At 38.3% G+C, this 22,780-nt stretch carries 18 protein-coding genes and 1 other RNA gene; 8 read left to right on the top strand and 11 right to left on the bottom strand.

The window, feature by feature from the left end; all coding sequences use genetic code 11:
* Positions 1-1,662 carry a DNA repair protein RecN gene (recN, locus tag B5V81_RS04025; RefSeq protein WP_212112226.1) on the top strand — a complete coding sequence of 554 codons (1,662 nt, stop codon included), beginning with the start codon at positions 1-3 and terminating at the stop codon, positions 1,660-1,662.
* Positions 1,663-1,775: 113 nt separating this feature from the next.
* Positions 1,776-3,935: an NAD-dependent DNA ligase LigA gene (gene ligA / locus B5V81_RS04020; protein WP_212112282.1), complete on the top strand. Its 2,160-nt coding sequence runs from the start codon at positions 1,776-1,778 to the stop codon at positions 3,933-3,935.
* Positions 3,936-4,976: 1,041 nt separating this feature from the next.
* Here ligA and B5V81_RS04015 read toward each other — a convergent pair.
* The 3 genes from B5V81_RS04015 to B5V81_RS04005 are packed head-to-tail and all read right to left on the bottom strand — an operon-like array spanning position 4,977 to position 8,298.
* Positions 4,977-6,803 carry an aminopeptidase P family protein gene (locus B5V81_RS04015; RefSeq protein WP_212112225.1) on the bottom strand — a complete coding sequence of 609 codons (1,827 nt, stop codon included), beginning with the start codon at positions 6,801-6,803 and terminating at the stop codon, positions 4,977-4,979.
* A gap of 17 nt (positions 6,804-6,820) precedes the next feature.
* The gene (locus B5V81_RS04010) at positions 6,821-7,690 is read right to left on the bottom strand and encodes a 50S ribosomal protein L11 methyltransferase (RefSeq protein WP_212112224.1); all 870 of its coding nucleotides are present in this window, start codon (positions 7,688-7,690) and stop codon (positions 6,821-6,823) included.
* A gap of 26 nt (positions 7,691-7,716) precedes the next feature.
* Positions 7,717-8,298 (bottom strand): SCO family protein, encoded by a 582-nt coding sequence (locus B5V81_RS04005; protein ID WP_212112223.1) that lies wholly within the window; start codon positions 8,296-8,298, stop codon positions 7,717-7,719.
* Positions 8,299-8,434: 136 nt separating this feature from the next.
* Here B5V81_RS04005 and B5V81_RS04000 point away from each other — a divergent pair, with 136 nt between their 5' ends.
* A complete protein-coding gene (locus B5V81_RS04000; RefSeq protein ID WP_212112222.1) occupies positions 8,435-9,064 on the top strand; it encodes a DapH/DapD/GlmU-related protein in 630 nt (209 codons plus the stop codon).
* A gap of 57 nt (positions 9,065-9,121) precedes the next feature.
* On the opposite strand, the gene B5V81_RS03995 is transcribed toward B5V81_RS04000, so the two are convergent.
* The 5 genes from B5V81_RS03995 to ssrA all read right to left on the bottom strand — a co-directional run bounded on the left by B5V81_RS03995 (position 9,122) and on the right by ssrA (position 13,101).
* Positions 9,122-11,458, bottom strand: coding sequence for an ATP-dependent helicase (locus B5V81_RS03995; RefSeq protein WP_212112221.1), 2,337 nt, complete (start codon positions 11,456-11,458; stop codon positions 9,122-9,124).
* 111 nt (positions 11,459-11,569) lie between these two features.
* Positions 11,570-11,821, bottom strand: coding sequence for a ribbon-helix-helix domain-containing protein (locus B5V81_RS03990; protein ID WP_212112220.1), 252 nt, complete (start codon positions 11,819-11,821; stop codon positions 11,570-11,572).
* A 10-nt stretch (positions 11,822-11,831) separates the two neighbouring features.
* A complete protein-coding gene (locus B5V81_RS03985; protein WP_212112219.1) occupies positions 11,832-12,014 on the bottom strand; it encodes a DUF4169 family protein in 183 nt (60 codons plus the stop codon).
* Between the two features lie 8 nt (positions 12,015-12,022).
* Complete coding sequence (locus tag B5V81_RS03980) at positions 12,023-12,568, bottom strand: SspB family protein (RefSeq protein WP_212112218.1); 546 nt, start codon at positions 12,566-12,568, stop codon at positions 12,023-12,025.
* A gap of 176 nt (positions 12,569-12,744) precedes the next feature.
* Positions 12,745-13,101: a transfer-messenger RNA gene (gene ssrA, locus B5V81_RS03975) on the bottom strand.
* Positions 13,102-13,197: 96 nt separating this feature from the next.
* Here ssrA and B5V81_RS03970 point away from each other — a divergent pair.
* Complete coding sequence (locus tag B5V81_RS03970) at positions 13,198-13,503, top strand: DUF2853 family protein (protein ID WP_212112217.1); 306 nt, start codon at positions 13,198-13,200, stop codon at positions 13,501-13,503.
* A gap of 71 nt (positions 13,504-13,574) precedes the next feature.
* Here the strand turns inward: B5V81_RS03970 and B5V81_RS03965 are convergent, their stop codons facing one another.
* The 3 genes from B5V81_RS03965 to B5V81_RS03955 all read right to left on the bottom strand — a co-directional run bounded on the left by B5V81_RS03965 (position 13,575) and on the right by B5V81_RS03955 (position 19,002).
* Positions 13,575-14,882 carry an MFS transporter gene (locus B5V81_RS03965; protein ID WP_212112216.1) on the bottom strand — a complete coding sequence of 436 codons (1,308 nt, stop codon included), beginning with the start codon at positions 14,880-14,882 and terminating at the stop codon, positions 13,575-13,577.
* A gap of 667 nt (positions 14,883-15,549) precedes the next feature.
* Positions 15,550-16,857, bottom strand: a complete 1,308-nt coding sequence (locus B5V81_RS03960) for an MFS family transporter (RefSeq protein WP_212112215.1) — start codon at positions 16,855-16,857, stop codon at positions 15,550-15,552.
* 837 nt (positions 16,858-17,694) lie between these two features.
* A complete protein-coding gene (locus B5V81_RS03955) occupies positions 17,695-19,002 on the bottom strand; it encodes an MFS family transporter (protein WP_212112281.1) in 1,308 nt (435 codons plus the stop codon).
* Between the two features lie 220 nt (positions 19,003-19,222).
* Here B5V81_RS03955 and B5V81_RS03950 point away from each other — a divergent pair, with 220 nt between their 5' ends.
* The 4 genes from B5V81_RS03950 (at position 19,223) to hflC (ending at position 22,726) form a co-directional block, all read left to right on the top strand.
* The gene (locus tag B5V81_RS03950; protein ID WP_212112214.1) at positions 19,223-20,017 is read left to right on the top strand and encodes a thymidylate synthase; all 795 of its coding nucleotides are present in this window, start codon (positions 19,223-19,225) and stop codon (positions 20,015-20,017) included.
* Entirely contained in the window at positions 20,014-20,523 is a 510-nt protein-coding gene (locus B5V81_RS03945) for a dihydrofolate reductase (RefSeq protein WP_212112213.1), read from the top strand. Before B5V81_RS03950 ends, B5V81_RS03945 begins: the two co-directional genes overlap by 4 nt.
* Before the next feature lie 119 nt (positions 20,524-20,642).
* Positions 20,643-21,791 (top strand): FtsH protease activity modulator HflK, encoded by a 1,149-nt coding sequence (hflK, locus tag B5V81_RS03940; RefSeq protein WP_212112212.1) that lies wholly within the window; start codon positions 20,643-20,645, stop codon positions 21,789-21,791.
* Entirely contained in the window at positions 21,791-22,726 is a 936-nt protein-coding gene (gene hflC / locus B5V81_RS03935; protein WP_212112211.1) for a protease modulator HflC, read from the top strand. Before hflK ends, hflC begins: the two co-directional genes overlap by 1 nt.
* The last annotated feature ends 54 nt before the right edge of the window (positions 22,727-22,780 follow it).

Below are 22,780 nucleotides of genomic sequence, written 5' to 3'. Positions count from 1 at the left end.
ATGCTGATACAGCTTTCGATTCATAATATTGTTTTGATCGAAACGCTCGATATTCATTTTACGGCGGGATTGACGGTTTTAACTGGAGAAACAGGGGCAGGCAAATCTATTCTCCTGGATGCTTTGTCGCTTGCCCTTGGAGGACGAGGGGATGCTTCCCTTGTGCGTCATGGTGCTGACCGCGGGCAGGTGACGGCTGTTTTTGATGTTCCTATTTCACATCCTGCGCGTCAGCTTATTCGTGAGAATGGTCTTGATGAGGAAGGCGATATCATTTTACGGCGTGTGCAATCAAGTGATGGGCGCAGTCGTGTCTTTATCAATGATCAGGTGGCTAGTGTTTCCTTAATGCGGAGTGTTGGCCGTCTTCTGGTTGAAATTCATGGACAGCATGATGATCGTGCGCTTGTGGATGTTGCTGCACATCGCCAATTATTAGATGCTTTTGGCGGACTTGAAGATGAAGTCGAAAATTTGCGCCAGTGTTATCAGGTATGGCGTGAATGTGAAGAGCGTTTGCAACAACAGCGTCTTAAAGTGGAAAATGCAACGCGTGAGATGGATTATCTTCGGGCGTGTGTGCAAGAACTTGAAAAGCTTGATGTTCAAGTTGGTGAAGAGGATGCTCTTTCTCTGCGCCGAGCTGATATGCTTAAATTAGAAAAAATAGCGATGGATATTAAAGAAGCGGATGACCTTTTAAATGGTCAAAAATCGCCAATTCCGGTTCTTTCTAATTTGGTAAGGCGTTTGGAGCGGAAAATTCCTGAGGCGCAAGAGCTTATTGAACCAGTGGTGAAATCTATTGATGAGGCATTGTGTGCACTTGCAACAGCACAAGAAGGCATTGAGGCTGCAATGCGGGTATTGGATTTTGAACCTGATGAATTGGAACGGATAGAAGAACGTCTTTTTGCTCTTCGCGGTTTTGCTCGTAAATATCAGGTTTCTGCCGATGAATTGGTTCAGTTACGCGATAAAATGGATGCTGAACTTACTGATTTTGAAGAGGCGCAGAACACGTTAACGCGTTTTGAAGATGAGGCAGAGCAGGCAAAGAAAAATTATGATGCATTGGCACAAAACCTAACAATAAAGCGTCGTGAAACAGCAAAGCATTTGTCTGAAAATGTTATGGCTGAGTTGCCGGCATTGAAGTTAGAAAAAGCAGAATTTATTGTTGAAATGCAGACTGATGTTGAAAGGCGAAGTGCAGAGGGATGTGATCGTATTGAATATTGGGTTCGAACAAATCCTGGAACACGTGCTGGACCAATGTTAAGTGTGGCTTCTGGCGGTGAATTGTCTCGTTTTTTGTTGGCATTAAAAGTTGTGTTATCTGATCGTGGATCTGCTCCCACACTGATTTTTGATGAAATTGATACAGGAGCTGGAGGCGCTGTTGCCGCGGCTATTGGGCAACGATTGCAACGTTTGTCGGAAAAGATTCAGGTTTTTGCTATTACACATGCACCACAAGTTGCGTCAAAAGCGCATAGCCATTTTCTTATTTCAAAAATTGAGAGTCATGATAAAGGATGCTTTGTTACGGCTATCCATAAAATGGAAGAGCAGGAGCGTGCAGAAGAAATTGCCCGTATGTTGGCAGGAGAACAAATTACTGAAGAAGCGCGTGCAGCGGCTCAAAAGCTTTTGGCATGAAGATTAAGTCATTAAGCGATAAAAATACTGGAAAGCTTGTATTTATTGCAATTCACTTTATGAGAAAGCTTGGGGATTTTTATGGCAGTAACCCATCATTTGGAATAGATTTTATGAACAAGGACGGAATTAAAAACCTCACTGCTGTTGAAGCAGAGCGTGAATTAGAATGGTTGGCAAAAGAGATTGCACGTCATGATGTGCTTTATAATCGTGACGATCAGCCTGAAATTTCTGATGCAGAATATGATGCTTTGCGCCAACGTAATGCAGACATTGAAGCTCTTTTTCCAGAGCTTATTCGTGTCGATTCTCCTTCACATAAAATTGGGGCACCAATTTCCGAAAAATTTGAAAAATCTGTTCATGCACAACCAATGCTTTCTCTTGATAATGCGTTTAGTGCTGCAGATGTTAATGAATTTGTTGAGCGTATTCGTCGTTTTTTACGGCTTCCAGAAACACAAGTGTTGGAAATAACAGCGGAGCCCAAAATTGATGGTTTATCTTTGTCTTTACGCTACGAAAAGGGACTGCTTGTGCGTGCGGCAACGCGTGGGGATGGAACAGTTGGTGAAAATGTAACGGCAAATGCTCGAACAATTGCTGATATTCCACAAGTTTTGCAAGGTGATTTTCCTGAGATAATCGAGGTTCGCGGCGAAGTTTATATGGGGCGGGAAGATTTCCAAACTCTTAATATAAGTCAACAAGAGAAGGGAAAGTTAACCTTTGCCAATCCTCGAAATGCAGCGGCTGGTTCGCTCCGTCAGCTTGATTCACGGATAACCGCCAGCAGAAAACTTCAATTTTTTGCTTATGCTTGTGGTGAAGTGAGTGAAATATTTGCAGAAAGTCAAATAGAGATGATGACAAAGCTAAAAGAGTATGGCTTTGTTATCAATCCATTAATAAAAGTCTTTAAAACAGTAGAAGATATTATTTGCTATTATCGTGATATAGAAGAACGCCGTTATTCTTTAAGCTATGATATTGATGGTATTGTTTATAAAGTTAATGATTTGATGCTCCAAAAGCGTTTGGGGTTTGTTTCTCGTTCGCCGCGTTGGGCAATAGCGCATAAATTTCCAGCAGAAAAAGCGATGGCGCTTTTGGAAGATATTGACATTCAGGTCGGTCGTACGGGAGCTTTAACCCCTGTTGCACGCCTTACTCCTATTACTGTTGGTGGGGTGGTGGTGACTAATGCCAGTTTGCATAATGAGGATTATATTAAGGGAATTGGTCATAAGGGAGAGCCCATTCGTGAAGGGCGTGATATCCGTATAGGCGATACCGTGATTGTACAACGTGCGGGTGATGTGATTCCTCAAGTTGTTGATATTGTTGCTGAAAAGCGTCCTAAAGATGCTTCTGCTTTTGTTTTTCCTCATCTGTGTCCCGCGTGTGGGAGTCATGCTGTTCGTGAAGATGGAGAAGCAGTGCGACGCTGTACGGGGGGGCTTATTTGTCCAGCTCAGGCAATTGAACGGATTCGTCATTTTGTCGCACGCAATGCCTTTGATATTGAGGGCTTGGGTAAAAAACAGGTAGAGTTTTTTTTCCATGCTCAAGATAAAGCACTTTGTATTCATACACCAGCCGATATTTTTACTTTAGAACGGCGCCAAGAAAAGTCTTTGATACGTTTGGAAAATATGGAAGGTTTTGGTACTGTTTCAGTTCGAAAACTGTATGATGCCATTAATGCACGTCGTGAAATTCCTTTAAGCCGTTTTTTGTTTGCATTGGGGATTCGTCATGTTGGAGAGGTGAATGCACGACGCCTTGCACGTGCTTATCAAAATTATACAGATTTTGAAACGGCGGCTATGGAAGCACTTATGCCATGTGAGCAGGAAAATAAAGAAGGCAATGAAGCTTGGATGGAACTTACCAATATTGAAGGAATTGGACCACAGGTAGGAAGCGCAATTGTTGATTTTTATCAAGAAGCGCATAACCGTGAAGTTTTATCTGCTTTGCTTGAAGAAGTAACACCTCTTGATGAGGAAACTATCATGATGGCTTCTTCACCAATAGCGGAGAAGATTATTGTTTTTACAGGAACTTTAGCACATATGTCACGTGATGAAGCAAAAGCATTGGCAGAGCGATTAGGAGCCAAAACGTCGGGTTCACTTTCTAAAAAAACAGATATTCTTGTTGCAGGACCTGGAGCGGGATCAAAATTGTCTAAAGCAGAAGAATTAGGTGTTGAGGTTATCGATGAAGAGGCTTGGATGCAGTTGATTGAGGGGCATAATGTTTAATCAAGAACAATAATTTATGAGCATTTGTCGTGCTTTATCGTGTGTAATTTCCTGACATTAAAAGTTAATATATAGCTTTTAAGGGATCTTATCATTATTTTTAGTGTTGTAAAATGTTGTTCTTCATGATGGTGTATAACGAAAATTTTCCTATAAAGAAAATAAGAGATATGACCGTTGAGCCGTTCATTATTGGTGTGTTTAGCCCATAAAAGACGATTGATTATTATATATAACAAATAACGATCGTATTTCGGATATGTATCATGATTTTATCTATATTTATCGGGCATCATTATATGGTACACTTGCCCAATTTCATTACAAAATTTCGGGTATTCCCTAATGCGTCTAGCATCATAATTTTTTTCCTGACTTCCTTTATCTCTTTCAAATTTTTCAGTACGGGAAATCTCATTTATTAAAGCTAGTATTTGGTATGATAAAATTTCATAATCAAACAGCATTTGAGCGTACTTTAACATTGGATCTGTTGAGTTTATAACCAAATTTTTTGCCCAAACGAAATCGCTTTCTTTTGTTTTTTAGGAAATACACTCAGAAAATAACATTAGACTGTTTAATATTGCAAATAAAGTAAAGCCTTTTAACATGATGTAACTATCATCCTGCTTTCTTTAAATTTTGATAACTTAATGCTTCTTTCAAAGTTGATTCTATTTTAATTATATTAATACGTGTTATTAAGGGGGGACTGTTATTGGAAATGGTTCAAAAATTTAAAAAAGATATAGATTATTATTGCAAGGCAATATGCAGAAATTTTGAGCTTAAACTAAAAAGGTAAAAATTAAGAATAAAATACCATAATAAGCCAATTATAGTCGTCAAGATAAGTATGATCACGTGTAAGCATGTTCTGCCTCTATTTTATTTAGGTTCGCGTTTGCTATACCAGCAAAAATTTGAAGCATCTTGTAAAAATATTTTTTTTTATTTCTTGACGCAAATATATTTTTTTCTCTAAAAGGAGAAGGTACTGTCTTTTGTAAAAAGAGTAAAAGTTATACGTCGCTTTATTTAAAGGGGCATTGTTGCTTCTTGTGTCCACTTTTTTTCTTCTTCGTTCAAGTAAGGTGCATTAACTCGATAAACATGCGCATGGTAATCATTAAGCCATTGTCGTTCTTCTTGTGTCAAAAGTTCTGGAAGGATTAATCGTCGGTCAATGGGGCAATGTGTGAGTGTTTCAAACGAGAACATTTCGATATCGCCACCGTCAATTTTTTGTGCTGGCTTTACAATCATCAAATTTTCAAGACGGATACCAAAAGCGCCTTCACGATAATATCCTGGTTCATTTGAAAGAATCATACCGGGGATGAGTTCTTGGCATCCTTTGCGGGAAATATTTTGTGGTCCTTCATGAACAGAAAGATAAGATCCAACCCCATGCCCCGTGCCATGGGCATAATCAAAACCAGCTTTCCATAAGGCAATGCGTGCTAGAACATCAATATCTTGTCCGCGTGTTCCTTTTGGAAAACAAGCGGTTGAAAGGGCAATCATGCCTTTAAGAACCAAAGTAAAACAACGTTTTTCTTCTTCTCCAATATTCCCAATGGCTACCGTACGTGTGATATCTGTTGTGCCATCACGGTATTGTCCACCTGAATCAACAAGGTAAAGTTCACCAGCTTTGAGTTGTTTATTGGTTTCATTCGTTACACGGTAATGGACAATGGCACCATTTGCTCCTGTAGCTGAGATCGTATCAAAAGAGAGATCTTTAAGTTTTTTTCCCATTTCTTTTGCTGTATTTATGCGAAATTCTTCTAATTTCTGAGCAGCAGAAATTTCGCTTATTGTGCCTAGTGTTTGTTTATCTAACCAAGAAAAAAAACGGGTAAGAGCGATACCATCGCACAGATGTGCCTTGCGTGCGCCATTGAGTTCTGTCTCATTCTTAATAGCGCGTGGTAGAGTAGCAGGGTCGGTAAGTGTGATGAAAGATTGTCCATCCTCTTCAATTATAGTGCGTAACTTTTCACATGTTAACTGTGGATCTAAGGCAAAAATCATGCCTTTTTGAATATATTCTTTGATCTTTGCAATAAACTGCTCTGGTTCATGTAATTTTGCATAACGTTCCAGATATCGTTTTTGTTCTTCACCAAGCTTTTTACTATCAATGAACAAGGCTGGTGTTTCTTCTATGGGGATTAGGGCAAAACAAAGAGAAAAAGGTGTGTTGGAAACATCATTGCCACGTATATTAAATATCCATGCAATAGAAGAGGGATCTGTAAAAATAAAAGCATCTGCATGGGCGTGTTGTATGTCTTTGCGAATTAAAGATAGCTTTTTATTGCTATCCCATCCTGCATATTGAAGAGAATGAATCGATAAGGCAGATTGTGGTGATGGTGGTTGATCGTGCCAGATGAGATCAATGGGATTGTCTTGAACTGCAACAAGTTTTCCACCTGCTTTTATCTCTAAGGATTTTCTCAATGTATCTGTAGCGGCGATCGTGTGGAGCCATGGATCAAAGCCAATAGACAATTGTTTTCCATTTGTTTCAAGCCATTGTGAAGGAGGACAGGTTATTAGATCTTCATAATCGAAAATATGAGGATCAGTTTGTTGGCGAACTTGGAGTTTATAGCGTCCATCTGTAAAGATAATGGCTTTATTTTTTAAAATAAGAGCGATCCCTGCTGATCCAGTAAACCCCGTAAGCCAGCTAAGACGTTGAGCATGAGGGGGAACATATTCTCCTTGATGTTCATCGCACCGTGGAACAAGAAAACCATCGAGTCCAAGGCGATCAAGTTCTTTACGAAGAGAGGAAATACGCCCGAGGGCATAGGTAGGGTTTGTTATTGCTTCAAAAGATTGATACATAACAACGTCCTTTTCATTTATTTTAGATGTATTGTAACCCATCCTTGACGGTGGTATGTTTCAATGTGTCTCAACCCTTGTTTTACATAAGCCTTTAGAACATCAGCATGTTGTTCTTCAAGGATTCCGGAAAGTATGAGTGATCCACCTTTTTGAATTACTTGAACCATTTCTGGTGCAAGTTCAATGAGAGGATTGGCAAGAATATTGGCAACAATGAGATCAAAGGGGGCACGTGATGTAATTTCATTATGGGTAAAACCTGTTGCTGTAATTGCTGTAATATATTTCTCTACACCATTGAGTGCGATATTGTGTTGTGCAACTTTGATAGCGATTGGGTCGATATCCGATGCAAGTATAGCAATAGGTTTGAGTTTTGCCATGCCAATGGCTAAGACTCCACTGCCTGTTCCAAGATCAAGGGCATTTTGTGGATTTTCGTGTTTCAATACTTTGGCGATCATTTCCAAACAACCGGCTGTTGTTCCATGATGTCCTGTCCCAAAGGCTTGATTTGCTTCAATTTCAATAGGGAAAACATTTGCAGGAATGGTATCTCGGTTATGACTTCCATGAAGGAAAAAAGGACCAGCATGTACAGGTTTTAGTCCTTCTAGGCTTTTTTGTACCCAGTCAATATTGGGCAAAATTTCATGATTAATTTTATCAGAATCTACAGAAAGAACGCTAGCAAAATGCTTTAATGTCTTCTCTTGATTGTTTTGATCGACATACAAAGAAAGCTCATAGACAGCATTTTGTTCGTCTACCTCTACAAGAGCCAAAGGATATCCTTCTTCGTCAAAAGCTGTTTCTATAAGGGTATAGAGCCGTTCTGCTTCATTTTTAAAAGTCGTATAATAGAGGCGAATTTGTTGCGACATGCTGTTCTTTCTTTTGATCGGCTGTTTTAGTTTGAGATAAGCTTTTTTAGCCGTTCAATAGTGATTTCATCTTTTAATTCGCTATCACTTTCTTCTGTTTCATAACGGATAACACCTGCTAATTTTCCACCTTTTTTGAGTAAAAAAATTGCTGCCGTATGATCGTAAGTATAGTTTCCATCTTTTCCAGGAACTTTTTCAGCAACGATGTTGAAAGAATTGACCATTTTATGAACTTTTTCAGGATCTCCACTAATGCCAATAATTTCATTGGTAAAATTACTGAGATATTCATGAAGCACTTCAGGGGTGTCACGTTCAGGATCAACAGTTACAAACCATTTTCCTAGTTTATCAGCTTCAGGTCCAAGGGCTGTAAGCCATCGATCAAGATTCATCAATGTTGTAGGACAGATTTCAGGGCACATTGTAAAACCGAAGAAAATAATTGAAGGTTTACTACGGACATCAGCTTCGGTAATCGTTTTTCCATTTGAATCAGTGAGAGTAAAGTTATCACCTAACGGTTTATTTATAAATGCATCATAAATAAAAACCCCCGTAAGAAATATAACTGTTAGCCCTAAAATACGGATTACATTTTTCATAGCTTGTCTCTCTAAAACTTGTCAAAAAACTCTAGCATTGGCTGTTTTTTTTTGCAATGTTTGTTTCACGGTTGATTTTATTGGTTTGGTTGGTATGTCTTTCCATGTCTGTGAGTGAAATATTGGTAAAAGATGCATGAATATTGAGAACAATCTGCGATTTCATGAAAGTAATCCCCGTATTCATACGACAGCACGGCTGCATGGTTGTAAATTAGGGCGCTATGTGGAAATTAATGAGCGGGTGATTTTGCGGGATGTAACCGTTGGAGATTTTTCTTATTTAGAACGTAATAGTGAAGCTATTTATAGCGATATTGGGCGTTTTTGTTCTATTGCTTCTCATGTACGGATGAATGCGTTGGAGCATCCTATGGAGCGCGTTTCAACGCATAAAATAACCTATCGTCCAAACGAATATTTTCGTTATATGGCACTCGATCGTTCTCTTCGTGAAAGGCGTTGTGCAAAACGTGTTATTATTGGGCATGATGTATGGATTGGACATGGCGCGGTTATTATGCCTGGGGTGATCGTTGGACATGGGGCAATCATTGGCGCAAATGCTGTCATAACGAAAGATGTTATGCCTTATACGATTGTTGTTGGAGTTCCTGCTAAGCGATTGCGAATGCGTTTTCCCGATAATGTGATAGAAGATCTTTTAGATATGGCTTGGTGGGATTGGCCACTTGATAAAATTCACAACGCATTGCCTGATATGCAAAATTTATCCATTCAAGCTTTTGTTCGCAAATGGAAATAGGCATTCAAAATAAAATCAACACAGTCTCCTGAAAAAAGCGACCACGATTTTCTTTCGTTAAGCTTTGTCTACGAAATTATCCAGTACGCGCTTTTCTCCAGCTTTTTCAAACATGATTGTCAATTTATGATCATCTATCGCTGTAATATGGCCATAACCAAATTTTATGTGAAAAATTCGATCATTGATAGAAAAATCTGACGGTGCATGAGAGATTGATTGAGCGATAACTTTTCCTTCAATATTTTTGTTTTTTTGTGCAGGTTTTTGTCTTGGTGTTGCATCGTTATTATAAAAGGGATCATGATGTTGAAAATAGGATTTTCCATAACCGCCATAAGATGTTTCCATGGCGATGATTTCTATATGTTCTGCTGGTAATTCATCTAGAAAACGAGAGGGGAGAGCAGATTGCCAAAGGCCGTGAACTCTGCGGTTGGATACAAACCATATATGCAGATATTTTTTTGCTCTTGTAAGCCCCACATAAGCAAGACGTCGTTCTTCTTCTAGTCCTGAACGTCCACCTTCATCTAATGAGCGCTGATGGGGAAAGAGCCCTTCTTCCCAGCCTGGAAGAAAAACTGTTTCAAATTCAAGCCCTTTAGCGGAATGAAGTGTCATGATGTTAACTGCATCCATGTTTTCGTTATTTTCCGTTTCCATAACCAGTGCAACATGTTCTAAAAAGCTTTGAATATTTTCAAATTGTTCCATGGAACGGATCATTTCTTTAAGATTCTCTAGTCGCGTGGGCGCTTCTGGTGAGCGATCTTCTAACCACATGGTTGTATAACCAGAATCATCAAGGATAATCTCAGCAAGCTCTCTGTGGGGGGTGCATTGCAGCATATTTTGCCAGCGATGGAAGTTTTCAATAAGGCTTCGTAAAGCACTGCGTGCTTTAGGTTTGAGCTCATCTGTTTCAATAATATCAGCGGCCGCGGAAAAGAGAGGAACAGCACGTGCTCGCGCACTCTTATAAAGAATACGCAGGGTTGCGTCTCCTATGCCGCGTTTAGGTGTATTGATAATACGCTCAAAAGCTAAATCATCAGCGGGGTGGACAACAACGCGTAAATAAGCCATGGCATCACGTATTTCCATTCGCTCATAAAAACGCGGACCACCAATGACGCGATAGTTAAGGCCAAGTGTTACAAAGCGATCTTCAAATTCACGCATTTGAAATGAGGCGCGTACCAATATAGCCATATCATTTAATGCATGACCGGTTTGTTGGGCACGTTCGATTTCTTCTCCGATTGCTCGTGCTTCTTCTGCCGAATCCCATGCTGAATGAATTTTTACTTTTTCTTCTTCACTCTTTATTTGAGCAGAAAAAAGGATTTTCCCCAGCCTTTCTTCATTATGAGCAATGAGGTGGGAGGCGGCTTTAAGAATATGGGATGTTGAACGATAATTGCGTTCTAGACGAATAGTTTTGGCAGAAGGAAAATCTTTTTCAAATCGTAATATATTCTCAACTTTTGCACCACGCCATCCATAAATGGATTGATCATCATCGCCAACACAACAAAGATTAACATTTTGACCTTGAGGATGTTGTGCCAAAAGGCGAAGCCAAAGATATTGTGCTGTATTCGTATCTTGATATTCATCGACAAGAATATAGCGAAATTGAGAGTGGTATTCGCGAAGAATATCTGGATTGTGTTGGAAGATAGAGATAGAATGAAGCAGAAGATCGCCAAAATCACAAGCATTAAGATCTTTGAGGCGATTTTGATAGCTGCGATAAAGTTCGCGTCCCATGCCGTTGCCAAAGGAATGCGCATCACTTTTTGAGATATGGTCTGGCGAAAGTCCTTGATTTTTCCAAGAATCAATCATCATAGCAAGGTTTCGTGCGGGCCAACGCTTATCATCTAATCCTTCAGCTTGAATAAGCTGTTTTAAAAGTCGAAGAACATCATCGCTATCAAGAATTGTAAAATTTCTTTTTAAATCAACAAGCTCTGCGTGTCGGCGTAAAATTTTAGCACCAGTGGAATGAAAAGTTCCAAGCCAAGGCATTCCTTCAACAACTTCACCAATGAGTTCACCAATACGTGTTTTCATTTCACTGGCTGCTTTGTTGGTGAAAGTGACAGCAAGTATTTGTTGAGGTGAGGCAAGTCCAGAGCGCAGAATGTGAGAAATACGGGTTGTTAAAACGCGTGTTTTTCCAGTACCAGCACCTGCAAGAACTAAAAGGGGACCCTCAGTATTCATAACAGCTTGTTGCTGTTCTGGATTGAGCTGTTCTAAATAGTTTGTGTTATATGATTTTTTTCCTTTTAGAATAGGGGAAGAAACCCCAGAGTTTTTCTCATCATGGGCTGGGGGGGCATCTTCTTCAAAGAAAGGTATGTCATCAGAAAAATTATTCATTATACCTTTTTTGTAATCTTTTTTTTATGAAAGTTCTAGATTTAAAAAACTTTTCTTTTAAAAGCCACAACAGGTTTAACTGAACAAAAGATGTTAAAACAAAAGCAAGTATTAAAGACGTTGTGTCAGAATACTTTGAAGGGCGTAAACGCGTAACGACGCCGAAAGATTGACTTCTTGCGGTCTTTGGCTATCAATATCAGTGATAATAAAAGCTAAAGATTGTCCTTTTTTGCGGGCTATCTCTTTGAGAATATCTAAAAATGGTGGTTCTAAAGAGACACTTGTTGCGTGTCCATCAACGCGGACAGATATCTTTTGTGGCGTGACTCTTGACCAATCAATAGAATGATTTTCGTCCATTTTTTCCCTTTTATTCGTCGTTTCGTAAACGATTTTGATCAAGAAACTTTTGCGTTTTGAAAGATTTTTGTTGCTCGAAAAGTTTTTCAGTTTTTGTTCGCCCAAAACGATAGCGATTTTCTTCAGCATGAAGAGCTTTTTCTGTACGCTTTTTTTGTTTTCGAAATTGGCGAAGATTTATCGGTTCAGTCATGAGAAAAATTATTTTTTCCGAAAAGAATCTAAAGAGACAACATCAGCACTTTGTTTTGTATCGTTATTTAAAGGTTCTTTATTGGTACTGAGATTTTGTTCTTTTGTGGGTGTATTTTCTTTTTTTTGTTTGTCTGATAGAGCGATAGGCGTAGATAGGGTATTTTCTGAATCTTCACTTTCTACAGAGGGAAGTTTTGAAGGGAGATCAAATGCAGCTTCAAATGCTGCTACAGGATCGTAAAAGACTTGAATGGAAGTAAAAGGAATCACAAGTTTTTCGGTAACTTCTCTGAAAGAGAGGGTCACTTCAAAAGCCGTTTCTGAAACACTAAGATCTCTAAACTGATGTTGTAAAACAATCGTCATTTGTTCAGGATAGCGATTCTTTAGCCGTGGAGAGATTTTAACGCCTGGAGCATTTGTAAAAAAAGTTATAAAAAAATGATGGTTCCCCGGAAGTCCTGCTTTAGCAACTTCCGATAAAACTTTACGGATAACTCCACGAAGCGCATCCTGAACGAGAATATCGTAACGGATTTGATCTTTAATCATCGAAGTTTATTCCTTTTATTTCACGTAGCAGAATGGGTCGTATTGATATCCAGTTAAGAGAATGTATTAAAAAACGAGCAGTATTTTGTCTACGAGGTACCTCATTGAATCAAAAAAAGAAAACAAGAAAATAATGTCTGATAATATCTGAAAGATCAATCAATAACATTTTAAAAAGTGAAGGCTTCTGTTGCCAGGTGCCTTCCAACCCCGCTTAAACCTGCGACGGTTTAAGAGTCAGTTTGAAACATTCACACCACCTTAGGCGGCGAGACGTGCTTCCGCATAGTTGTCATTTGCAACTACTCATTTAGCCCGATAACGGTGGTACAATGCCGAGTAAAAGAGCGATCTTTACACCCTTGTCGATCCTATTTCGCCCCCACCAAAATATAATTTGGGTTGTTTATATTTTGGTGGAGGCGCCGGGTACCGCCCCCGGGTCCAATAGGTTTATTTCACCGTCCATTTATTACCATAGCTGGCAAACCAGCCCTTTAAATATAGATGAAGATCAGCCCTAGGAAAAGGGGGGGTTGTTAATATTTTTAATCCTCTAATTATTTATGGAGCTATATGAAGCGGCTGTAAAGTATAGCCGCTCATTTTTGGAGAGGAGATGATGCAAAATGACAAATAATCTAGCAGATATTAAAGTATATGATTCAAATCCCGATGCAGCAGCCGTTGAACGACTGAGCCATCGTTTAGCTTTGGTGATGAAAAAGCAGGATGCAGCGCTTGTTGCGACATCGGATCCAAAAGAGTTAGAACGTGTTGAAAAATGGGTTCAAGATGTTTTAGAAGCTGATGAGCAGAGTGCTAAAATGGCGGTTTCAAAAGTTGCTCAGATGATGGCTGGAGAGCGTCGAAAAAGTCGTATAACTTTTTATTATTTAGTCGCTAAGCAACTCAATGCACTTCATAAAATTTAAAACAATATTAAATTTACGATAATGATAAAAAAAGCCCAATTTCTCGGGCTTTTTTTATTTATGAGAGTGCGTTAATGTTTTTCATCGTCTTGGAGGTGTCCTCCTTTACGCATACTTGGGACAAAGAGAAGCGCAATGAAAGCCATGATCATCACGATGGTTATGTAAAAGTAAAAGAGTGATTCATAACCATACTTTTTTAGTCCAAGCGCAACGTATTCAGCAGAACCACCAAATAAGGCGTTCCCAATGGCATGAGAGATGCTAACGCCTAATGCTCGTATGGAAGAGGGAAACATGGCTGATTTTACCACACCAGAGATGGATGTATACATACTCATAATGAAGAGCAAGCCAATAATGACGCATACAGCAATCCATATACTATGGGTGTTACCAATTAACCAGAGTCCAGGAAAGGTAAAGATGGCAGAGAGTATACTCCAAATGATGAGTAAAGTTTTTGTTCCAATTTTATCGGCAATGATACCTGCTATAGGTTGGAATAGGATAAAGATAAAGAGCACAGCCGTCATAATCGTTGTTGCGGTATGTTTATCAAAGCCGGTCGTTGTGATCAGATATTTCTGCATATAAGTCGTAAAGGTGTAAAATGTGAGTGATCCTCCTGATGCAAAGCAGGCAATCACGACAACGGCTTTTGTATGTTTGGTGAGAAGTTCCTTAAGACTACCAGAGTGTTTTTGAGAACGGCTTTCTTTCGTGGTTGTTTCGTGGAGGGCACGACGTAGATAAATCGCAATGAGTGCTCCAAATCCACCAATCACAAAAGGAATACGCCATCCCCACGCTTTTAACTGATCTTCAGAAAGATAAGATGCTAGAATAAATATAATGAAACTGGCAAGAAGCTGACCTGTAATAAGCGTGGCAGATTGAAAAGAAGCAAAAAGCCCACGATGCTTTTTGAGAGCAACTTCACTCATATAAGTGGCTGCTGTACCGTATTCGCCCCCCGCTGAAAGTCCTTGCATCATTCGAGCTAAAAGGAGAAGGATTGCTGATGCTATTCCTAAGGTTTTATAGGTGGGAAGTATGGCAATGAAAAAAGAGCCCCCACACATCATAAAAATGGATACAAGCATTGAGCGTTTACGTCCATAACGATCAGCAATAAATCCTAAAAACCAAGCGCCAATAGGGCGCATAAGAAAGCCAATAAAAAATACACCTGCAGTTTGCAAAAGTGGCGTAATCGTATCACCATTTGAAGGAAAAAATTGTGATGCAAAATAAATTGATGCAAATGAGTAAATGTAAAAATCGTACCATTCTACGAGATTTCCTGATGCGCTTGCTATAATAGCAAAAACGCGTTTTCTTGCATCCTGTGATGCTGAAATTGTTCCATTTTCCATGAATTGTTCCCCTTTTGGATTTATATCCATATTTTCTAAACTTAATTCTTTACGATTTTCAGAAAAATTCAAGTGTATAATAGTTATTTTTTTATGAAAATATTTAGAATAATATTTTTAAGATTTTAGCTATTTATTATATAGTATAAATAGTTTTATTAATATTTTAAATAACATATTAATAATATATAAAATAAATATTAAAGTTATTTTAATAATAGTTAATAAATTTATTATATTAACAAGCCATATTTATTTTATTATAAATTATCTATTGCAAATTATTTATAAAAATTAATTTAATTTTTACTTTAAACAATTTACAATGCGCGATTTTATTAATTTATTAAATAATTTTTCCTCATAGACTAATTCTTCTTACGTGTTGCAAGAGGTGTCATTGTGAGGGGATGATATAAAAAAGGTAGAAATGAGAAAATCTTGCGGCATTGAGTTTTTTTTACTTGATCTATAAAACGATAAACGACAATGATCATTCGAGATGTTATGAAAATGATCTTTGAAGATCATAGAAAGTGTGCGATAACTTTTCATTATGGAGAGTAAGATAATAAAATGGGTTTTTGTAATATACAAAATTAAGTTTTGGGGTAAATAATTACAAAAAAGCCCAATTTTATGGGCTTTTTACATCCAGTAAATAAGTTTAATGAAGTTGGTCTTTATCAAGATATCCTCCTTTATCTATATCGGGCATAAGGAGAATAGAGATGAGGGCAATGATCATCATACCGACAATGTAAAAAAAGAAAACAGATTCATGTCCCATATTTTTTAATCCAAGCGCTACATATTCAGCAGAACCGCCAAAGAGTGCATTACCGATGGCAAAAGCAAGTCCAACGCCAATTGCACGGATTGAAGCAGGGAATAATTCTGCTTTTATGATACCAGCAATAGACGTATAAAAACTCATAACACAGAGTATTCCGATAATAATGAAGAGCGCTGTCCATGAATTATGGGCATTTCCAATCATTTTAAGGACAGGAATGGTGCAGATAATGGATAAGACACTCCAAGTAATGAGTGAAGCTCTTGCTCCAATTTTATCGGCGAGAGAACCTAAAAGCGGTTGGAGTAATACAAAAACAAAGAGAGCGGCAGTCATTATCGTTGTTGCGGTTTGTTTATCAAAGCCAGTGGTTGTAATCAGATATTTTTGCATATAAGTGGTGTATGTATAAAATGTGAGTGATCCACCAGCTGTAAAGCCAACAACCAAAAAGAACGCTTTTTTATGATTGCAAAAAAGTTCTTTAAGACTACCGGCGTGTTGTTCAGAACGGCTTTTGATGGTTGTTGTTTCATGAAGCAGGCTTCGCAGATAAATTGAAACGATTGCTCCAAAGCTACCAATGACAAAAGGAATACGCCATCCCCACGCTTTTAACTGATCCTCGTTAAGGTAAATGGCTAAAATAAATATTATAAAACTCGCAAGAAGTTGACCTGAGATCGTTGTTGCATATTGAAAAGAAGCAAAGAGTCCACGACGATTTTTGGGTGCAACTTCACTCATATAAGTGGCTGCTGTACCATACTCACCGCCAACGGAAAGTCCTTGAAACATACGGACTAAAAGGAGAAGAAATGCTGCTGTTATTCCCAAGGTTTTGTAAGTGGGAAGTATGGCAATGAGAAAGGAACCTCCACACATCATAAAAACGGAAATAAGCATCGAGCGTTTACGTCCATAGCGGTCAGCAATGAAGCCAAAGAGCCATGCCCCAATTGGACGCATAAGAAAGCCAATAAAAAAGATTCCGGCAGTTTTTAACAATTGTATAACAGTATCTTCATCTTTAGGAAAAAATTGTGATGCAAAATAAACCGACGCAAAGGAGTAAGCATAAAAGTCGTACCATTCTACGAGATTTCCTGATGCACTGGATATGATAGCAAAAATACGTTTCCTTGTATCATGTGGATCTAAAGTTGCTTGGTTATTCATGAAATGTTCCCCTTTTAGATTAATAACTTTTCTGTTTGTAAAAGCTATTGACAGTGTATATCATAAAAACGCAATTGTATCATGATAATTTCTTAGGAAAACACTTTAAGACCACCTGTTATACTTTAGATTTTTTAAGAGATTTTTTTATCATTTAAAAAGCATAAGTAATATTTATATTAATATATATTCTATTTATAGTATTAATAATTAAAGTAAATTTGAATTGAATTGTATTAAGGGTATGACTTAATTTCTAAGCTTAGTAATCACTAAATAGTTTTTTATTTTATAACTATATCCTTTTGTAGAGGAGAAAAATCTGAAATGGTAAAAGAATGGGCTTCCACACTTAAAGTTCAGAGATTTCACTGTAAGATTTTTTCTAGAGCGGTCAATGCTGCGTTGGGCTTATGGTATATTGCGTAAATTGTGCACTTTTGACGATCTTTTAAGGAAATATAGTTTTTTGTTTCATGGTAAATTATTTTTATACGAGAGTGTTTGTAAGGATGTGATATTCTTTGGTTTATCGACTTGATATTGTGTCGTAAAACAGTGCTATTGGCTATTACATATGCAAGACTGGTGTGTGTAAAATCTCCTTAATAAACCATCTTAAGTATCAAGAGAGCATGTAATAAGGGCTAGGGAAATAGTATAGCGCTAACAAAGAGTATAATGATAGCGGCTTGCATTTTTATTAAGCGTAAAGACGATGATACACAATTTTAAAGTGTTTGAAGGGATAAAAATAAAAAATTGTAAGCTTTAAACTTTTGTAAAACAGATATAAAAAAAGCCCAGTAATCTGGGCTTTTTTGTTAACATCAAAAGTTAATGGATATCGTTTCCTTGTAAATATCCTTTTTTACGAGCATCTGGCATTAAGAAAATTGCGATGAAGGCTATGATCATCATGCCGGCTATATAAAAATGGAAGTATGATTCATATCCATGCTTTTTAAACTCGAGTGCTACAGCTTCAGCGGAACCACCGAAGAGCGCATTGGCAATAGCATAAGAGAGTCCAACTCCCATAGCGCGTACTGAAGCAGGAAACATTTCTGCTTTTACGATACCAGAGACGGATGTATAAAAACTCAAAATACACAACATTCCAATAACGATTAAGAGCGCAATCCAAGAGTCATGGGTGCTTCCTATAATTCTAAGACCTGGAATGATGAAGATGATGGAAAGGGTACTCCAAATAAGTAGTGAAGCTTTTGTGCCAATTTTGTCTGCTAGAGAACCAAAAATGGGTTGGAGTAACATAAACACAAACAGTGCAGCTGTCATTATTGTATTAGCAGTGTGTTTATCAAATCCGCTGGTCGTGATTAGATATTTTTGCATATAAGTTGTGCTGGTATAAAATATAAGCGATCCACCAGCTGTAAAACCAATTACTAAAAGGAACGCTTTTCCGTGATTACGTAGCAGCTCTTTAAGACTACCTGTATGTTTTTGAGAACGACTTTCTTTTGTGGTTGTTTCATGAAGAGAACGACGCAGATAAATTGCAACAATCGCGCCACATCCACCAATCACAAAAGGAATACGCCAGCCCCATGCTTTTAACTGATCTTCTGTGAGATAGAGGGCGAGAATAAACATAACCAGACTTGCAAGAAGCTGACCACCAATAAGCGTGGCATATTGGAAAGAGCTAAAGAAACCACGACGTTTTTTAAGAGCAACTTCACTCATATAAGTTGCTGTTGTACCATATTCACCACCAACGGAAAGTCCTTGGATCATACGAAGTAAAACGAGTAAAACGGCTGCTGTCGTTCCAATTGTTTCATAAGTAGGAAGGAGGGCAATAAGGAAAGAACCGCCACACATCATAAAAACAGAAATAAGTAACGAGCGTTTACGACCATAACGATCGGCAATAAAACCAAAGAGCCAACCACCAATCGGACGCATAAGAAAGCCGATAAAAAAGACAACGGAAGATTTTAAAAGTTCAGTAACAACATCACCATCAGAAGGAAAAAACTGTGAGGCAAAATAAATAGATGTAAAAGAATAAACATAAAAATCATACCATTCCACCAGATTACCTGATGCGCTCGATATGATCGAAAGAACACGCTTTCTTGTATCATGTGGTGCTAAGGCTTCTTGTTTTTCCATAGTCGATCCCTTCATTTCACGTTCATTCATTTTTGTTTATTATTCCTCTATGTTATTTTCTTAGAAGCTGTCTATAGTATTTTATCTTTCGCATCAAAAATTTAGTCAGATCATGATAATTTTTTGTGTAAGATGTTTTCGGAAAAAGATTTAAATGATGTTTGTGCGGATTTTACAGTTTTTATTTTCTATAATAAAAAGAATCGGACATAATAACCTCATGAAATCATATCTTGCTCTTTTATCTCATGTTTTAAATCAGGGTATTGATCGGACAGATCGAACGGGTGTTGGAACGCGATCTGTTTTTGGTTATCAAATGCGCTTTGATTTACAAGCGGGATTCCCGTTATTGACGACGAAGAAATTACACTTACGTTCAATTATTTATGAGCTTTTGTGGTTTCTTAAAGGCGATACAAATATCGCATGGTTGAAAGAGCATGGTGTATCTATTTGGGACGAATGGGCTGATGAAAAGGGAGATCTTGGTCCTGTTTATGGGTATCAGTGGCGTTCTTGGCCTGCTCCTGATGGGCATTATATCGATCAAATCGATAATCTTTTAACGATGATTAAGAAAACGCCAGATTCTCGTCGTTTGATTGTATCAGCTTGGAATTCCGCGTTCATAGAGGAAATGGCTTTGCCCCCGTGTCATTGTCTTTTTCAGTTTTACATTGCTGAGGGTAAATTATCTTGTCAGCTTTACCAGCGTTCGGCAGATGTTTTTTTAGGCGTTCCATTTAATATTGCATCCTATGCCTTGTTAACGATGATGATTGCGCAAGTCAGTGGCCTTAAAGTTGGTGATTTTATTCATACGCTGGGGGATGCGCATCTGTATTCTAATCATTTTGAACAGGCAAAATATCAATTGTCTCGTATACCAAATGCTTTGCCTGGTATGCGCATAAATCCAACGGTAACAGATCTTTTTTCTTTTAAATTTGAGGATTTTGAATTGCTTAATTATGAAGCACATCCCCATATTAAAGCACCGGTAGCCATATGACGATTTCCACTTGTTTAATTGCTGCTGTTGCAGAGAATGGTGTTATTGGTCGTAAAGGTGCAATGCCTTGGCATTTATCGACAGATTTGCAACGCTTTAAAGCGTTGACATTGGGTAAACCCATTATTATGGGGCGAAAAACTTGGGATTCTATTGGAAGACCTTTACCAAGACGCACAAATATCGTCATTACACGCGATTGTACTTTCAGTGCTGAAGGGGCTGTTGTTGCGCACTCTTTATCGCAGGCTTGTTCTCTTGCAAAAGGCGTTGCTTCTCAAAATGATGTAGAGGAAATTTTTATTATTGGTGGGGGTGAAATTTTTCAACAAGGATTTAGTCTTGCTGATAAAATATTCCTTACAGAAGTTTTAGCTTCTATAGAAGGTGATAGTTTTTTTCCTATTTTTGATAAAGAAAAGTGGACTATTGTGCAAACACAAGATATTCCAAAAGGAGATAAAGATAGTCATCCGACACGTTTTGTTGTTTATAAGCGGAAATAATTTTTTTTAATATGAAGTGGAAAAGGGTTATCGGTTGCGTAATTGAGATAAGAGAGACCCTATAAGCTTTAAGTGAATGGTTGTATTTGAATGAATGGTAGTCAGTTAAAGAGGTGATAATGCCCTGGACAAATCAAAATGGTGGTGGCCCGTGGAGTGGCGATAAAAACAAGAACAGTGGTGACAAAAAAACATCAGCTAAGAATTTTTTTGGTTCTGGTGGCAGTAATGGTAGCAATAATGGTCCCAATCTTGATGATATTTTGCGTAAAGGGCAGGATCAGTTTAAACAATTTAGTCGAGGCGGATTTTTTGTTTTGTTTCTTTTGCTTGCTGTGTGTTTTTTGCTTTATCAGTCACTTTATATTGTTCAACAAAATGAGCAAGCGGTAGAATTGCGTTTCGGTGTGCCTAAGGAAGGAATTATTGGTGATGGTTTGCATTTTCACTTTTGGCCAATCGAGACTTATATGAAAGTGCCCTTAACAGAAAAAACAATTGCAATTGGTGGACAGACTGGACAGAGGCAACAAAGTGAAGGTTTGATGCTGTCGAGTGATCAAAATATTGTGAATGTCAACTTTTCTGTTTATTATCGCATTTCACATCCAGGACGATTTTTATTCAATGTGAATGATCAAGAAGGAACTGTTCGTCAGGTTGCTGAAAGTGCAATGCGAGAGGTCATTGGTTCAAGACCTGTTGATGATGTTTTACGCGATAAAAAAGAGGAAGTTGCTAACGATGTGAGAAAAATTACCCAGTTGACAGTAGATAAATATCAACTAGGGGTTGAAATAAGCCGTGTATCGATCAGTGAAGCTGCTCCTCCTACCAAAGTTGCTGCGGCGTTTAATTCTGTTCAGCAGGCAGAGCAAGAACGGGGACGAATGATTGAAGAAGGAAATCGTGTACGTTTTACGAAGATTGGTTTAGCAAATGGTGAAGCTTCACGAACACGGGAAATCGCGAAAGGTGAAAAAGCTCAAATGGTTGAAGAGGCAACAGGTCGTGCTGAACGTTTTCAGGCCATAGCCCGTGAGGCAGCGATTTCACCAGAGGCTGCACGTTATCGTCTTTATATGGAGACAATGGGGCGTCTCTTCTCTTCACCCAATAAATTGGTTCTCGATCAAATTAATTCTCCAGCGGTGCCTTATCTTCCTCTAAACGAATTGCTGCGTAACAATTTATCAGAAAAAACAAAAACATCGTCAGCACGTTCTGTATCGCTCTTGGATTCTCATATTTCTGGAGGACGTAAATAATGCAGCAGTCTCGTTTTTTGTTTGTTTTTAGTACCATAATGATTTTTTTTATCATTTTATGGATGTCATTTTTTATCGTTTATCCTCGTCAACAAGTCGCCATTAAGCGTTTTGGACAAATCGTTAAGGTAGAATCTAATCCTGGAATTTATTTTAAAATGCCTTTTGTGGATAAGATGATTGTGGTGGATAATCGGTTGTTGCGTTACGATGTTCCTACGCAATCGGTGCAAGTTCGTGGCGGTGCTTATTATGAAGTAGATGCGTTCTTTATTTATCGTATTACGGATCCAAAATTGTTTTTACAGCGTATTGCTTCTGGGCGTCCACAGATTGCTGCACGTGAAAATCTTGCACCACGGTTTATTGACGCTTTACGTGCTGTTTATGGTAAGCGAGAATTTAAAGCAGCCTTATCAGATGAACGAGCCGCGATGATGGCTGAGGTACAACGGCAATTTTCTATAGATGCAGGTTCGCTGGGGATTACTATTATTGATGTGCGTATTCGAAAAACCGATTTAACCGATGCTGTTTCAGAAGATGTTTATCGGCAAATGGCTGCTGAACGGGAAGCTGCTGCTGAAAATATTCGGGCCCGAGGTCAACAAGAGAGAGATCGTATTGTGGCAGAAGCAAACCGTGAATATGAAGAAATCGTGGCAGCTGCAAAGCGTGATGCTGAAATTACTCGCGGTGAAGGACAGGCTGAAAGTATTCGCATTTTGTTAAATGCACGGGAAACTAATCCATCTTTTTATGATTTTTGGTTAGCGATGGAACAGTATAAGAATTTAGAGAAAACGCCGATGGTCATTTCGCCAAATGAGGATTTCTTTTTTTATTTTCGAAATTCCCCGCAAGCAAAGAAAAAACTTTCATCAACAATGAGTCCTAGTTTGAGCAAAACTGATTCAAAGTCCGGTGGAGAATAGTAAAACTGATGTATTGAGGATACTATTCCGTATAAGAACTATGTTCTGTAGCTG

Source organism: Bartonella queenslandensis (genome assembly GCF_018155095.1).
GTDB lineage: Bacteria > Pseudomonadota > Alphaproteobacteria > Rhizobiales > Rhizobiaceae > Bartonella > Bartonella queenslandensis_B.
Note: the sequence above shows the minus strand (reverse complement) of the source record. Positions and strands in the feature narration are given on the sequence as shown.

Coding starts and splice junctions, on each gene's coding strand:
- ligA (WP_212112282.1), top strand. CDS start 1,776: ATGAACAAGGACGGAATTAAAAACCTCACTGCTGTTGAAGCAGAGCGT.
- B5V81_RS03955 (WP_212112281.1), bottom strand. CDS start 19,002: ATGGAAAAACAAGAAGCCTTAGCACCACATGATACAAGAAAGCGTGTT.
- B5V81_RS04000 (WP_212112222.1), top strand. CDS start 8,435: ATGAATATTGAGAACAATCTGCGATTTCATGAAAGTAATCCCCGTATT.
- B5V81_RS03995 (WP_212112221.1), bottom strand. CDS start 11,458: ATGAATAATTTTTCTGATGACATACCTTTCTTTGAAGAAGATGCCCCC.
- B5V81_RS03980 (WP_212112218.1), bottom strand. CDS start 12,568: ATGATTAAAGATCAAATCCGTTACGATATTCTCGTTCAGGATGCGCTT.
- hflK (WP_212112212.1), top strand. CDS start 20,643: ATGCCCTGGACAAATCAAAATGGTGGTGGCCCGTGGAGTGGCGATAAA.
- B5V81_RS04010 (WP_212112224.1), bottom strand. CDS start 7,690: ATGTCGCAACAAATTCGCCTCTATTATACGACTTTTAAAAATGAAGCA.
- B5V81_RS03990 (WP_212112220.1), bottom strand. CDS start 11,821: ATGGACGAAAATCATTCTATTGATTGGTCAAGAGTCACGCCACAAAAG.
- B5V81_RS04005 (WP_212112223.1), bottom strand. CDS start 8,298: ATGAAAAATGTAATCCGTATTTTAGGGCTAACAGTTATATTTCTTACG.
- B5V81_RS03960 (WP_212112215.1), bottom strand. CDS start 16,857: ATGAATAACCAAGCAACTTTAGATCCACATGATACAAGGAAACGTATT.
- B5V81_RS03965 (WP_212112216.1), bottom strand. CDS start 14,882: ATGGAAAATGGAACAATTTCAGCATCACAGGATGCAAGAAAACGCGTT.
- B5V81_RS03970 (WP_212112217.1), top strand. CDS start 13,198: ATGACAAATAATCTAGCAGATATTAAAGTATATGATTCAAATCCCGAT.
- B5V81_RS03985 (WP_212112219.1), bottom strand. CDS start 12,014: ATGACTGAACCGATAAATCTTCGCCAATTTCGAAAACAAAAAAAGCGT.
- B5V81_RS04015 (WP_212112225.1), bottom strand. CDS start 6,803: ATGTATCAATCTTTTGAAGCAATAACAAACCCTACCTATGCCCTCGGG.
- B5V81_RS03950 (WP_212112214.1), top strand. CDS start 19,223: ATGAAATCATATCTTGCTCTTTTATCTCATGTTTTAAATCAGGGTATT.
- recN (WP_212112226.1), top strand. CDS start 1: ATGCTGATACAGCTTTCGATTCATAATATTGTTTTGATCGAAACGCTC.
- B5V81_RS03945 (WP_212112213.1), top strand. CDS start 20,014: ATGACGATTTCCACTTGTTTAATTGCTGCTGTTGCAGAGAATGGTGTT.
- hflC (WP_212112211.1), top strand. CDS start 21,791: ATGCAGCAGTCTCGTTTTTTGTTTGTTTTTAGTACCATAATGATTTTT.